This window comes from Neobacillus sp. K501, assembly GCF_053749995.1.
In genome coordinates this window covers 50451-65215 of the sequence record NZ_JBSLYA010000002.1, presented here as the reverse complement: position 1 = coordinate 65215, position 14765 = coordinate 50451, and the positions used below count along the sequence as shown (strand labels likewise).

12 protein-coding genes are annotated in these 14765 nt (G+C 37.8%); 8 read left to right on the top strand and 4 right to left on the bottom strand.

Annotated features, from left to right (window positions below; genetic code table 11):
* Positions 1-113: 113 nt before the first annotated feature.
* The 3 genes from ACWM35_RS04715 to ACWM35_RS04705 all read left to right on the top strand — a co-directional run bounded on the left by ACWM35_RS04715 (position 114) and on the right by ACWM35_RS04705 (position 2935).
* On the top strand, positions 114-350 hold the full coding sequence (locus ACWM35_RS04715) for a DUF2249 domain-containing protein (protein WP_454815970.1): 237 nt from the start codon (positions 114-116) through the stop codon (positions 348-350).
* A gap of 180 nt (positions 351-530) precedes the next feature.
* Positions 531-2030 carry a carboxypeptidase M32 gene (locus tag ACWM35_RS04710; RefSeq protein WP_454815968.1) on the top strand — a complete coding sequence of 500 codons (1500 nt, stop codon included), beginning with the start codon at positions 531-533 and terminating at the stop codon, positions 2028-2030.
* Positions 2027-2935: a DMT family transporter gene (locus ACWM35_RS04705; protein ID WP_454815966.1), complete on the top strand. Its 909-nt coding sequence runs from the start codon at positions 2027-2029 to the stop codon at positions 2933-2935. Before ACWM35_RS04710 ends, ACWM35_RS04705 begins: the two co-directional genes overlap by 4 nt.
* Positions 2936-2958: 23 nt before the next feature.
* On the opposite strand, the gene ACWM35_RS04700 is transcribed toward ACWM35_RS04705, so the two are convergent.
* The 3 genes from ACWM35_RS04700 to ACWM35_RS04690 are packed head-to-tail and all read right to left on the bottom strand — an operon-like array spanning position 2959 to position 5261.
* A complete protein-coding gene (locus ACWM35_RS04700) occupies positions 2959-4614 on the bottom strand; it encodes a b(o/a)3-type cytochrome-c oxidase subunit 1 (RefSeq protein WP_454815964.1) in 1656 nt (551 codons plus the stop codon).
* Positions 4614-5090 carry a cytochrome c oxidase subunit II gene (locus tag ACWM35_RS04695; protein WP_454815962.1) on the bottom strand — a complete coding sequence of 159 codons (477 nt, stop codon included), beginning with the start codon at positions 5088-5090 and terminating at the stop codon, positions 4614-4616. Before ACWM35_RS04695 ends, ACWM35_RS04700 begins: the two co-directional genes overlap by 1 nt.
* A 21-nt stretch (positions 5091-5111) precedes the next feature.
* Entirely contained in the window at positions 5112-5261 is a 150-nt protein-coding gene (locus tag ACWM35_RS04690) for a cytochrome c oxidase subunit 2A (protein WP_454815960.1), read from the bottom strand.
* 659 nt (positions 5262-5920) lie between these two features.
* Here ACWM35_RS04690 and ACWM35_RS04685 point away from each other — a divergent pair.
* Both ACWM35_RS04685 and ACWM35_RS04680 read left to right on the top strand, forming a co-directional pair.
* Positions 5921-7003 carry a type III polyketide synthase gene (locus ACWM35_RS04685; RefSeq protein WP_454815959.1) on the top strand — a complete coding sequence of 361 codons (1083 nt, stop codon included), beginning with the start codon at positions 5921-5923 and terminating at the stop codon, positions 7001-7003.
* On the top strand, positions 7003-7572 hold the full coding sequence (locus ACWM35_RS04680) for an isoprenylcysteine carboxyl methyltransferase family protein (RefSeq protein ID WP_454815957.1): 570 nt from the start codon (positions 7003-7005) through the stop codon (positions 7570-7572). Before ACWM35_RS04685 ends, ACWM35_RS04680 begins: the two co-directional genes overlap by 1 nt.
* Before the next feature lie 644 nt (positions 7573-8216).
* On the opposite strand, the gene ACWM35_RS04675 is transcribed toward ACWM35_RS04680, so the two are convergent.
* Positions 8217-9122 (bottom strand): nuclease-related domain-containing protein, encoded by a 906-nt coding sequence (locus ACWM35_RS04675; RefSeq protein WP_454815955.1) that lies wholly within the window; start codon positions 9120-9122, stop codon positions 8217-8219.
* Positions 9123-9282: 160 nt separating this feature from the next.
* Between ACWM35_RS04675 and ACWM35_RS04670 the strand changes: the two genes are divergently transcribed.
* The 3 genes from ACWM35_RS04670 to ACWM35_RS04660 are packed head-to-tail and all read left to right on the top strand — an operon-like array spanning position 9283 to position 14727.
* Positions 9283-12933: a dynamin family protein gene (locus ACWM35_RS04670; RefSeq protein WP_454815951.1), complete on the top strand. Its 3651-nt coding sequence runs from the start codon at positions 9283-9285 to the stop codon at positions 12931-12933.
* An 18-nt stretch (positions 12934-12951) separates the two neighbouring features.
* Positions 12952-13779, top strand: a complete 828-nt coding sequence (locus ACWM35_RS04665) for a sulfurtransferase (protein WP_454815949.1) — start codon at positions 12952-12954, stop codon at positions 13777-13779.
* Between the two features lie 54 nt (positions 13780-13833).
* The gene (locus tag ACWM35_RS04660; protein WP_454815947.1) at positions 13834-14727 is read left to right on the top strand and encodes a 5'-3' exonuclease; all 894 of its coding nucleotides are present in this window, start codon (positions 13834-13836) and stop codon (positions 14725-14727) included.
* Positions 14728-14765: the final 38 nt, after the last annotated feature.

The window sequence follows — 14765 nt, the reverse complement described above, 5'->3', positions numbered from 1 at the left end:
CTCCTTTTGGAAGGCTATTAATAAAATCATTTAGCAGGTGTGATACGAAGCACTATTAGGAAAATACTTCTTTTTTATAATAAAGAGGAAGTTAATAAGAAGGGGTGAAAGAAATGCAACAAACATATGCTAAAATCATCAATGTACCTGATTTTCCACCACGTGAAAAGCATCCAACGATCTTTAACGCATTTGATGAATTAAAAGCAGGAGAGTTTATGCAAATTGTCAACGATCACGATCCAAGACCACTTCAGTATCAGTTTATGGCTGAACGAACAGATCTTTTTACTTGGGAATATCTTGAACAAGGTCCTGAAGTTTGGAAAGTATCAATCGGAAGGAAATAGGGGGCTCTGTCTAAATTCCCTCTCCCTTTTTAACATTTTATCGTTTTTACTGTAATTTACTACAAACATCCTCTGACCCTATATTTTATTTTACAACAGACTTAACCTTCTGTTGTTTTTTTATCCGTTCATTTTTCAGAAAAATATGATAAGATTTGTTTAGTAGAGGGAGGGAAATAAATGAGCGCAGCACTTGAAAAGGAATTTTTGGATTATGTGAAGAAAATGACCGCCTATAATGAGGCACTAGGGTTAATATTTTGGGACCTTCGGACGGGTGCTCCTAAAAAAGGAACCGATCAACGCTCTGAAGTAATTGGAATGCTATCCTCTGAAGTTTTCAAAATGTCTACTTCTGAAGACATGGCAGCATACATAGCAAAGTTATCGAAAGCAGATTTGTCAGTTATAGCCAAAAAAGTTCTTGAGGAATGTAAAAGAGAGTATGAGAGAAACAAAAAAATTCCGGCAGAAGAATATAAAGAATTCGTCATTTTGAAATCTAAGTCTGAGTCTGTTTGGGCAGAAGCAAAGGAAAAATCAGATTTCGAAATACTAAAACCATATTTAGAAAAGCTTGTAGAAATGACGAAACGCTTCGTCAATTATTGGGGTTATGAAGAGAATATTTATGATGTCTTACTAGACTTATATGAACCTGGGATGACAGTTGAGGTTCTTGACCAAGTTTTTGGAGAGCTAAGAGCAAAAATTGTTCCATTGGTTAAAAAGATTTCAGAATCCTCCAACAAACCGAAAACAGAATTTCTATTTAAAACTTTTAATATGGATAATCAGCGTGCTTTTAGCATAGATATCCTTACTCAATTAGGCTACGATTTTGATGCTGGCAGGCTTGATGAAACGGTGCATCCATTTGCTATTGGATTAAATCCGGGGGATGTCCGTGTAACAACAAAATATGATGAGAAAGATTTTCGTACAGCGATTTTTGGCACTATTCATGAGGGCGGTCATGCCTTATATGAGCAAAATGTTTCCACAGACCTGATCGGTACACCGCTTTGTGCCGGTGCTTCTATGGGAATCCATGAATCACAATCCTTGTTCTATGAGAATTTTGTTGGACGTAATTTATTCTTTTGGAAAAACAATTATGAACTCTTAAAGAAGTATTCTAACACCCAGTTTAATCAGGTGGAGATTGAGGATTTCTATCGTGCGATTAATGAATCTAAACCTTCGTTGATTCGGATTGAAGCGGATGAATTAACTTATCCATTACATGTCATCATTCGTTATGAAATAGAAAAAGGTTTATTTAATGGAGAAATGGAAGTGAAAGACCTTCCAAAAATTTGGAATGATTTATATGAAGAATATTTAGGTATTCGACCTGAAAACGATGCTAAGGGAGTTCTACAGGATGTCCACTGGTCAGGTGGGGACTTTGGCTATTTCCCTTCATATGCACTTGGATATATGTATGCTGCCCAATTTAACAAGAAGATGCGTGAGGACCTTCCGAACTTTGATCAATTATTAGAGGATGGAAATCTCCTTCCAATTAAAGAGTGGCTGACAGTAAACGTACATCAATATGGTAAACTGAAAAAACCGCTTGAGATATTAACAGAAGTTACCGGTGAAGGCCTGAATGCAAAATATTTAGTTGATTATCTTTATGAAAAATATGGCAAGGTTTATCAGTTAAATTGAAACAGGTTTTACCAATTGCTTTCATAGCAATCAGTGCAAGTTTGTGGGGAATCATCGCCATCTTTGTTAGGAAATTGTCCAGCTATGAATTTACCTCAATGGAAATTGTTACATTAAGGGTTGTAAGCGCAACGATCCTTCTCGGGATAATCGGGCTTATTAAATATCGTTCACAATTGGTTATTAAATGGTCTGATTTAAAGCTGTTCATTGGAACAGGTATTTTTAGCATAGTATTATTTAATTGGTGTTATTTTACGGCGATCAATCAAATGAACATCTCAATTGCTGTAATCCTGCTATATACTGCACCGGCGTTTGTCATTTTGTTATCTTTCCTATTTTTAAAAGAAAAAATGGCTAAAGCAAAACTAATATCAGTCACTGGTACTTTACTAGGGTGTGTCTTGATTGCAGGCTCAGGTTTAGGAGATGCATCTGAACTGACTTTAGCAGGTGTTATTACTGGCTTGGGAGCTGGTTTTGGCTATGCTTTATATACCATTTTTGGTAAATTTGCCTTAAAAAAGTATTCGCCATTTACCGTTACTTTTTATACCTTTTTGGTAGCTTCAGTTGCACTGCTGCCACTAACAAATTTATGGGAAAAGTCTAGTATCCTAGTGAGTGGGGAAGTCATCACTTATGGTTTTGGTTTAGGACTGATTCCGACGGTAATTGCCTATTTATTGTATACAAAGGGACTTGAATCAATCGAGGGCAGTAAGGCGGCAATTGTAGCAACGGTAGAACCAGTTGTTGCGACACTCCTGAGCGTGTTTCTTTATGGAGAAAGTTTTGGGTTCGTCCAATTTGTCGGCTCGTTGATTATTCTACTTTCTGTGATTCTAATAAATATGCCAATTTCTTCAAAAAGATATAAAGAAAAGGCTTCAAACTTTTAGTTTGGAGCCTTTTGCTACTTATATTACCAGGTTTTGAAGCCCTTCGAACCTTCTGGCGCGTTTTGAATCATATCGATAAACGGTATCGTATAAGCAAATAGAATCAGAACGGCAGTAATTCCAAGCCACAGCTTCCAGTTTTCAAAAATCATTGGTGCTTTTTCTTCTAAATTCTCAGCTTCACCAACAGGGAATTCTTCTTCTCCTTTTGGAGCAAAGAAAGCAAGGTTTACAAAGATGATAATGATTAGGATAATTCCAAGGAAAAGAATTGATCCACCAACAGCCTGTGCAATTTGGTATGGAATCCATTCTGCTGCTTGAGCAGCATCCCCGTAAGTTGAAAACGCTGAACGTCTTGGTCCGCCAAGAAGACCTTGGAAATGCATCGCACCTGACATGAACGCCATTCCAATAAACCAAACCCAGGCCTGAATAATTCCCAATTTGTTCATCGCTTTTGTTAATTTACGTCCAGTTAAGTGGGGAACTAGCCAATAAGAAATTCCAAAGAACGTTAGAACAACGGATGTTGCTGCAGTTAAATGGAAATGTCCGGTAACCCAAATCGTATTATGCACAACTTGGTTCATTTGGTTGGATGCGTTGATAATACCACCTGCTCCTGCAGGAATGAAGCTAGCCATTCCGATAAATGGTACGGTAAAACGGGCATCGTTCCAAGGTAAAACTTTAAACCAGCCAAATAGACCTGTTGCTCCTTTAGAGCGTCCATATCTCTCAAATGTTGCAAATAAAGAAAATGCCGTCATCAAGGATGGAATAATAACCATGAATGTTAATACTACTTGTAAAAACTTCCATGCTGGATCAATTCCCGGCTCTGTCAATTGATGATGGAACCCGACAGGAATGGAGAACAGCAAGAATAAGATAAAGGATAAGCGTGCCAATGAATCTGAGAAAATTTTTCCGCCAATAATTTTTGGAATGATCGCATACCAACACATATAAGCTGGCAGTAACCAGAAATACACAAGCGGATGTCCAAAATACCAGAACAAGGTACGGCTGACCAAAACATCAACAGTATCTACAATTCCTAGAGACCAAGGGAGTAATTGGAATAATACAGTTGATGCTACACCCAAAGTTGCAACAATCCATAATACAGTGTTGATAACCGCCATGAAACTTAATAGCGGGCTTGGTTTTCCAGGGTTATTTTTCCGCCATCTTGCATATGTCATAATTTGCGCAGCTCCATCAAGCCAGCTGCCGACTACTACAAATGTTAATCCTAAGTAAAAAATCCAGTGTGCTTTCAATGGCGCATAGAATGTATAAAGAACAGATGCTTCTTTTAGTAAAACCATCGTTGCTGCCATGACAGTTCCAGTGGTCATTACCCAGAATCCAATCCAACCAATGCGGCGTGCACCTGGTGAATGTGTTCCTGCTGTACGGCTGACAGCTGCATATTGGAATCCCATGATAAAGAACGTTGTCAACACAAGTCCCATTAAAACTCCATGTACAGTTAAGATTTGGTAATAATCAATACCCCAAGGAAGCTCAAATTTTCCAGAACGGACAAGGGTTTGCAGGAGTCCCATCAACCCGCCCAGTGCAAGTGCTGTAAAGGCAACAAAAAAGTGTGCCATCGCTAGCTTTCCATCACGTGGGTCAACTTTTATTTTTGCTGATTGACTAGCCATTATTTAACCACCTTTATCTTAGAACTCATTAAATGGTGACCAGTACCGCAGTACTCGTTACAAACGACTAAGTATTCGCCCTCTTTGTCGAATGTAGTAACAATTTCATTAACGTAGCCAGGTTCGAGCATCATATTAATGTTAGTTCCAGCTACTTGGAAACCGTGGACAACATCCTTGGTTGTTGCAATAACTTTTACTTTTGCCCCTAATGGAACCTCAACTTCCATTGGATTATAAGAGAAGGCTTGGGCTACATAAACTAATTCATAGTCCCATTCTTTTCCTTCAACTTTGTTTAGACCTGGTTTATTAAATGGAGCCACTTCATCTACTTTTGTTGAATCGATCGTAGTTAAACAGCTCGGTGGCTTATTTCCAAGATAGAATGCGCTTACCCCGACAACTGACAAGAAAACAACAAGGGCACTGATCCCGAAAATGAGCCATATTTTTTCAAACTTATGCATATGCATGATTTTTTCCCCTTTCTCTCCTTAAAAACGATCTAGGAATAAGAAGTAAACACTTACCCATGTGACAACTAAAAATATTCCCAAAAGGAAAACGGACGCCAGTGTCCCCTTTAGAGAAGAGCTGTCTTCAATTTCGGTTTTCTTTTGTGTTTTTAAATCGACCTTCGCCATCCCCCGTGCCACTCCCTTCAGAAAATTTACAAATAATTAATAAGTTCTCTTTCATAATACAAAACAATTGTGGAAGAAAAATAACAAATTTGCGTGTTCACAAAATGTTCATTCCTTAAGTATCTACTATGATAATGGTAATAACTTGATACAACAGTGATTTATATCACAAACACCCTTTGGTAAATGTGAAAATAATGTGAACTATCACTAATCACCTGTGATATAAGTTGTTGATTATGAAATGAATATAAGCTAAATCGAACTGTTTTTGATACGTTATCACAATTTTTAAAATTGATAATAAAATAAAGAATAAATTTAGCTTCATTAAAGTGAGCGTGTTGGTATGGAGAAATTTTATTGTGATCAATGTCGGGTTCTGTACGATGAAATGGAATATTGTAAAATTTGTGGCACCCTTGCTAATAAAAAGATAAAAATTGAGGTTCAGAAACAATCGGAAAAAGAGTAAGTGGAAAACTGGAAATGATTATGTAATGATGAGATTTGAAATTCGCGTTATAATCAAAGAGCACAACAACCAAAACCTTCAAAACGTTTGCTTCCCTGTGGTGGGGAAGCTTTTTTTTATACACGAGCATAACTCTTCTGTTAATGGAAAAAATATCCTTACATACTTTTAAGGAGAATTTACCATGCCCTCAATCATATCAGTTGGTGAAGCTGTCCCTCCCTATGAAATTAACCAAAATGAAGCGATGGATTTTGCAAGAGAGCTTTTTTCTGAAAGATTTAAAGATATCGAGAGGCTGTTAACTGCTTTTCAAAATGGCCAAATCAAAAAAAGGCATTTTGTAAAAGGGATTGAATGGTTTAAGGAAAGTCGTTCTTTCGAGGAAAAAAATAATGCGTATATGGATTCGGCCGTTTCTTTAGGAAAACTGGCTATCAATCAATGCCTTCGTAATGAAACTTTTTTGGCGAGAGAAGTGAATTGTGAAGAAATTGATGCAATTTTCTTTATCTCAACAACCGGAATTGCCACTCCTAGTATTGAAGCAAGAATCATGAATCAGTTATCGTTTCAACAACATACAAAACGAATTCCAATTTGGGGATTAGGCTGTGCCGGAGGGGCTGCCGGATTATCACGTGCATTCGAATATTGCCTTGCTTTTCCAAATGCGAAGGTTTTGGTGTTATCTGTAGAACTTTGTAGTTTAACTTTTCAACATAATGATCTATCCAAAAGCAATTTAATCGGAACCTCGTTATTTGCGGATGGAGTAGCGTGTGCCTTGGTTTGTGGAGATAATGTTCAAGGTATTAGGAAAAAAAATACAGTACCTGCTATCTTAAATACTCAGTCAACATTAATGCCGGATTCACTCGATGTGATGGGCTGGGAAATAAAAAATCAGGGTTTGTTCGTTGTTTTTTCAAGGGATATACCGAGTATTATTGAAAGCTGGTTAAAGCCAAATGTTAGTGCTTTTTTAATGGGGTGTAACCTAGATTTGAAGCATATCGACTATTTTATTGCCCATCCCGGTGGTAAAAAAGTAATTGATGCTTATATTCAATCATTAGGTATACCTGCAACAATGACAGAAATTTCTCTGGAAGTGTTAAGGGATTTCGGGAATATGTCTTCTGCTACCATTTTTTACGTACTAAAACGGTTCATGGAGCTTGAGATCGATAAGGGTTCATATGGTTTATGCACAGCACTAGGACCAGGTTTTAGTTCAGAGCTGCTATTGTTGAGGTGGGAGTGATGATGTTTGTTATTTTCATGTTTGTGATCATTATCCAACGCCTGTGTGAATTGCTGATTGCTAAAAGTAATGAAAAGTGGATGAAGGGGCAGGGTGCCCAAGAATTTGGAAGGGGGCATTACCTTGTAATTGTGTTGATGCATTCACTTTTCTTTGTTGTGCTCTTGTTTGAAAAATTCATCTTCGAACGAGAGATTTCTGCGCTATGGCCTTTTTTGTTAATCGTATTTGTATTTGCCCAATTTGTAAGGGTTTGGGCACTTGCTTCACTCGGGAAGTATTGGAATACAAAAATTCTCGTTATGCCAAATGTGGATGCTATCCGAAAAGGTCCATACAGGTATATCAAACACCCTAATTATTTGGTTGTTTCCATCGAATTGTTGGTGATTCCACTTCTGTTTGGAGCATATGTCACAGCATGCTTGTTTACGATATTGAATGTAATTGTGCTTTCCATTCGGATTCCAGCAGAAGAAAAAGCATTAAAAGAACTAACAGGATATGAGGGTACATTTCAAAGTTGCAATCGTTTTCTTCCTAATTTGTTAAATAAATTTGACAAATAACTTGTCTCTGTTGAAAATGATTATCATTCGTGATAAACTACAGCTAGATGAAATTTATTCTCAATGAGCGGATAAGGAAGGTGTTATAAATGACTATTGCTTTTGTTGGAGGAACGATCATAATCTACGCTTTGGTCATGAAACACGTCTTAAAAAATGTAACACACTAAGCCAAGGAGAAATCCTTGGCTTGTTTTTTTTAAGACTTTAAATTCAAGTTGAAGCAAGTATGCTAGGAACTATGATAGAGAAGTTCATGACCTGAAATCAAAGAAGAGGTGCATTCCGGCGTCATGAAAGAGAAGTTCATGACCTGAAATCAAAGAAGAGGTGCAACCTGGCGTCATGAAAGAGAAGTTCATGACCTGAAATCAAAGAAGAGGTGCATTCCGGCGTCATGAAAGAGAAGTTCATGACCTGAAATCAAAGAAGAGGTGCAACCTGGCGTCATGAAAGAGAAGTTCATCCTGAAATCAAGAAGTGATGCGACCCTATGGCATGAAAGAGAGGTCTTGACCTGAAAACAAAGAAGATGTGTAACCCTGGGTCATGAAAGAGAAGTTCATGACCTGAAATCAAGGAAGATGTGCATCCCTGCGTCGTGAAAAGGAAATTAGTTCCAAATTCATTATGAAAAGTAATATTTACTCATAGTAGCGATGATTCTTCATCCCTACTGCACTATAGTGAAGTTTTAATATCCTACTAATCATCCTTTTTGAGGAAAATATCTTACACCACTCATATACAAGTTTTGTTGTAATCCTCATATCCGGAAAAAGAAGCTTTAATTCCTCCACAGACCTCACTACCGCATCCTCAATCTTTTCTACACACCCGCAATTAGAACAAACTAAATATTTTCCCCCATATGAAACCGAAAAAGAATGACACTTAGAACATGTCATACCATTACACAATTCTCCATAGTTATAAGGTTGAATCTGATCATAGGGAGATTCAATAATATGATCTGCCACAAAGCGTTGGGCAAGCCTCCTCTGGCGTTCATTTACTTTTCCAGGAAGCAAATTAAATTTTTTCATAAGTCGGTTAATCTGTGTCGGAAAAATAATAGTATCGTTTAAAGGGGCTTGATATAAGGTAAATTCAGGATTAACGTAAACCAGGTATGGTTCAATGGGGAATGAATATCCGATCTTTTGGAGATATTGGCGAAGCAAGGATTCACTGCGCTCCACCTGCTTTAGAGGATCTTTTATCTCAGGTCCGTTTTTTATGTGAAGTCGACCAGATTTATCCTCATAATCTCCTTCAAAGTTTTTAACTTCGCAAGGGTAAAGCTTTTCGGGGGAAATGATCATACTATCGATTTGAAATTTTGTGTGGTTAACTGAAAGCAAAAGATCGTTCAAGATCAGAAGACCACTTTCAAGTTTTTCTGTCATTAAATCAAACTTTACCTCACCTTCATACCCCTTTTCCTGACTTAAATAGTAACGCTTTTCTTCAGGGTTTAATTCTTTTCTAGTGTTTAAGCTTCTCAAAATCTTCAACTTTTTCGGTTCAGTTCGGTTTTTAAAAGCCATATCCCACTTCCTTTCTGACTTTAAATTAATTTTAATAAAAAACCATCAGCAACAATATGAATATTTTGTTAACAATTTTCATTGAATCACAATAGGAAAAGTTTGAATTATCGTATAAAATAATAAATATTACAAAGTTGTGAACAAGGGGAATAGGAAGATGATCCAAACTGCTAATCAACAAGAAACCATACACTCTTTAAAGAATAAGATTATTTCAATATATGATTATTTAAATGAAAACGGTGACAAAGAAAATGCCGAGAAAACGAAGCAATTAGCGAAAAAGTTGGCCACAAAAGAATTTATGATTGCTTTTTGCGGTCATTTTTCAGCAGGGAAATCGACAATGATTAATAAGGTGGTTGGAGAGAACCTCCTGCCATCAAGCCCGATCCCAACCAGTGCTAATCTTGTAAAGGTAAAATCTGGTGAAGAATATGCAAAGGTTTTTTTCAAAAATGAAAAGCCTCGAATGTATTTAGCACCATATGATTATGAATTGGTTAAAAACTATTGCAAGGATGGCGACCAAATTGAAGAAATTGAAATCAGCCATTCTGACACACATCTGCCTGCGAATACGGTAATCATGGATACACCAGGAATTGATTCTGCGGATGATGCGCATCGAATTGCCACCGAATCGGCCATTCACCTAGCGGATCTCGTTTTGTATGTGATGGACTACAATCACGTTCAAGCCGAACTCAATTTTTTATTTACAAAGGAATTAACAGAAGCCGGCAAAGAAGTTTATTTAGTCATCAACCAGGTCGATAAGCACAAAGAGGAAGAATTAAGTTTTCAAGATTTTAAGCAAAGTGTGATTGATTCATTCGGAAACTGGGGCGTTAAACCAGCGAGAATCTTTTATACATCACTTAAATACCAGGACAATAAACTAAATGAATTTAATGAACTTAAACAGTTTATTGCTGAAAAATTGGCGATAAAAGACGAGTTTCTTCTAGATTCTATCTACCACTCTTTAAAAAAAATTGCCCAAGATCATCTTGAGCAAACCCGGAACCAAAATGAAGAAAAGCTTCATCCGTTAATCGAATTATTAGAGGAACTGCCTGAGGAAGAAAGACAGCAATTAACTGCTTCCTACCAAAGCATTTACGGAACCCTTCAAACCTTAAAAAATGGGGTCGAGGAAACAGAAAAACAATTCGATCTAGAATTAGAAAAAATCATGAACAACGCTTATTTGATGCCTTTTCAAACGAGAGCATTAGCCGAGGGATATCTTGAAGCCTGTCAACCAGAATTTAAGGTTGGATTCCTATTCACAAAGCAAAAAACGCAGGAAGAAAAGAGGGCCCGTCTAGACCGGCTTTATCAGGATTTACAGGAAAAAACAAAATCACAGCTGGAATGGCATCTGCGCGAGTATATGCTCGGAATTTTAAAGAAAAACAGTCTAGATAACCATGAACAACAGACCCAAGCACAAGGATTTACTATCGATGTCCCAATTGAACTGATTGTAAATACTGTAAAACCCGGTGCAAGGCTTTCGGGTGAGTATGTTCTCCATTACACAGAGGATCTGGCAAATGGAATTAAGAAAATCGCCAAAAACAATATGGCGGAATTCAAAACGGCCATAATTATGGAATTACAGAAGAAAACAGAAAAGTTAAGAAACAAGTATCAAACGGAATACGAAAATATTGAAAAATATGTAAATGCTCTAACAGCCTTAAGTCAATTTGAGGCTGAAAACTCACTTCAAGAAAAGATCATGAATGAATTACTATCTGATACAAGTAACAAAGAAGATTCCAGTCAGCTTTTTCATCAAGAGGAAGAAGAGTTTGAGGTTATCCATGGTCAAAGCCTAATTGAAAAAGAAAGGCAGCCTGTGCTTGCCACCAAACCGAAAGTAGAAGAAATAAAATTAAAAGCAGCCAAAAAGGAAAGCAGTCATATGCAGAGCATGGTAAGCTCACTTGAACAGTCTGCAAACCTAATCGAAAATTTACCAGGCTTTAAAAAGCTTTCCCAAGAATTATACGAGAAGGCGGAAAGATTAAAGCATAAAGGATTTACCGTTGCTTTATTCGGTGCTTTCAGTGCCGGAAAATCTTCTTTTGCGAATGCGTTAATGGGAGAAAAGGTCCTGCCAGTTTCACCAAATCCAACAACAGCGGCAATCAATAAAATCAAGCCAATCAATAAGAAATACGGGCATGGTACGGTTTTGGTGAAATTTAAAGAAGAACAGTCAATGCTTGAGGACGTCAATCGTTCATTAAAGTTATTTGAATTACAAACGGCGACATTGGATACGGCCTCCAAGGAAATTGACAGATTGATGCTCGATAACGGGCAGGAGGGTGTGTCAGAGAAAACCCATTATGCCTTTTTACAAGCATTTAAGAAGGGATACAGCATGCACGGAAAACAGCTTGGAAGCATTTTTGAGACCGATTTAACCGAATTTGCTGAGTTTGTTGCGAAGGAAGAAAAGTCATGTTTTGTGGAATGGATTGAGCTTTATTATGATTGTGAATTAACCCGAAAAGGTATCACGCTTGTCGATACGCCTGGGGCAGACTCGATTAACGCTCGCCATACTGGGGTAGCTTTTGATTATATTAAAAACTCGGACGCCATTTTGTTCGTGACCTACTATAATCATGCCTTTTCAAAAGCGGATCGGGAATTTTTAATCCAGCTTGGCCGGGTTAAGGATTCGTTCCAGCTTGATAAAATGTTCTTTATGATCAATGCGATTGACCTTGCAGAAGATGAGGAAGAGAAGGAAAGCGTGATTGAATATGTTCAGTCACAGTTAATGAAATATGGAATTCGTAATCCTCATCTTTATCCTTTATCTAGTTTATTTGCCTTAAAAGAAAAACTGGAGCCTGGCGTCAATTACCAGTCGGGAATGAATCGTTTTGAAAATGATTTCTACCATTTCATTTCCAACGATTTAACGGAAATGGCGATAACAGCTGCCGGTAAGGAATTAATTCGGGTTCATGACCTGGTAGAAAAGCTGATCCAAAGTTCAAGGGAAGATCAATCGGTTAAAGAGAAACGCCGTATGGAGATCGAAAACCAGAAGGCGATGATTAGAGATTTATTAGCAAAACAATCAGCTGTAGCTATGCAAAAACGGATGACCCAGGAATCAGAGGAATTACTTTTCTATATTAAACAAAGAGTTTTCTTCCGCTTCGGTGATTTCTTTAAAGAAGCGTTTAATCCGTCTACATTAAGAGACGATGGGCGCAATCTAAAAAAGGCTCTGCAGATCGCTCTTGATGAGTTCCTAGAAAGTTTAGGTTTTGATTTTGCACAGGAAATGAGGGCAACAACGGTTCGGCTTGACCGCTTTGCGGAAAAGGTAGTAGCCGATTATTATGAGGCACTAAAACGAAGCCTAGTGGAGATCAATGAAGACCTGTCATTCTCATCCTATGAAATGAAGCATGATGGGGAAATTGACTTTCCAACAGCATTTAAACACCTAGAGAAGCAAATTTTTGCTAAGGCATTGTCGTATTTCAAAAATCCAAAGTCCTTTTTTGAAAAAAATGAAAAGAGTCTCATGATCGAGGAGCTTAACACCATTTTAAATGCGCCTGCCGATGATTATTTAAAAATAGAGGGAGAGCGGTTATCAGCATATTACACTGGTGTGTTAGCGGCACAGTTCGAGCGATTGCTCAGTCATATTGAAGACCAGGCAGAAGATTTTTATTTAAGTCTACAATCAGCTTTAGCTGGCGGTGTTTCCATCGAATCCTTAAACGAAATATATGAAAAATTAACGAAGGTCGTTAATTAACCAGGGGGAGTTAGGATCATGAAGTATGTTGTCGATAAAGAATGGCTGCTAAAAAATTTAGATGAACCAAATATTCGAATTGTTGACTGTCGTTTTTCATTAGCACAATCTGAAAAAGGTGGTCAGGAATATGGAGAAAGCCATCTTCCTGGCGCCGTCTATTTCAATCTTGAGAAGGATTTATCAGGTGCGGTCAGCGAACATGGCGGCAGGCATCCGCTCCCGAATCTAAAAGAATTTATCAGTAAGCTTGAACATGCCGGAATCGATGAACATACAACCGTTATTGCTTATGACAATGGGGAAGGTGCGTTTGCAGCAAGATTTTGGTGGATGCTCCAATATATTGGCCACGAAAAAGTATATGTCCTTGACGGTGGTTTTAGAGCCTGGAACGAAGCTATTTACCCTGTAACTAATGATTTACCGGAATTAAAGAAGACAATATTTACCTCAGCCATTAAGCCGGAACTTATCGCCAGTCTTGAAGAGGTAAGAGCGGTGGTGAACGGTTCGGTGAAAGAAACTGTCCTCATCGATTCACGAGAAGAAAAACGCTATCTAGGATTGGAAGAACCGATTGATAAAAAAGCTGGCAGGATTCCAGGCGCAATCAATAAGCCTTGGTTTGAAGGATTAACGGTTGGCCGATATAAGTCTGCCGAAGACCAAAACAAGCGTTTTTCAAACATTCCTTCAGAGAATCAGGTGATTGTTTACTGCGGTTCTGGTGTAACAGCGGCACCGAATTTTCTTGCCTTAAAAGAAGCAGGATTTGAAAAGGTAAAACTTTACTTGGGAAGTTTTAGCGATTGGATTTCGTATGAGGAGAACAAAATCGAGTAATTTTTGTGCTATAATGAGAATCGTGTTGTTTTCAAAACAAGGAGGACTGAGAATTTGGAAAATCAAAAGCCTTCACTTATGCTTGTAGATGGTATGGCGTTGTTATTCCGTGCATTTTATGCAACAGCGGTAACAGGTCAGTTTATGATAAATTCAAAAGGAATTCCGACAAATGGAATTCATGGCTTTATTAAGCATTTATTTACAGCAGTAAGTAGCTTTAAACCGTCTCATGTTGCTGTATGCTGGGACATGGGGAGCAAAACCTTTCGAACAGAACTATATGATGCTTATAAAGGAAATCGAGGAGAGGCACCAGTAGAACTTATTCCGCAGTTTGATTTAGTTAAGGAAGTTGTAGCTTCTTTTGATATCCCAAACATTGGTGTAGCCGGATTTGAAGCAGATGATTGCATCGGGACAATTGCTTATCAAGCTCGGGAACACGCCAATGTTTCGATTTTGACAGGCGATCAAGATATCCTTCAGCTGTTGGATGAATCAATCTCGGTCATTTTATTGAAAAAAGGTTACGGGAATTATCTTGTTCATACACCGGATACTTTTTTAGAGGAAAAAGGAATTAGACCTCGTCAAATGATTGATTTGAAGGCTTTAATGGGTGATCCAAGTGATAACTATCCAGGTGTTAAGGGAATCGGTGAGAAAACTGCGCTTAAGCTTTTAAAAGAATTTGAACATGTGGAAGGTATCATTTCAAATCTTGACCTCTTGTCTAAGTCCCATAAAACAAAAATTGAGCAGGAATTAGAAATGCTTCATTTATCGCGAACCCTTGCAGAAATTAAGTGCGATGTTCCGTTAAGCTATTCACTTGAAGAAGCGGGACTTCGTATTGAAAAAGAAAAAGCAATAAATAAACTAAAAGAGTTAGAACTTCGCGGTGTAGATCGATTGCTGCCTCTAGAAGAATCTTTTGTATCTTAAAAACTTGGCTGTCCTGCTAATGGACAGCCTTTTCTGTT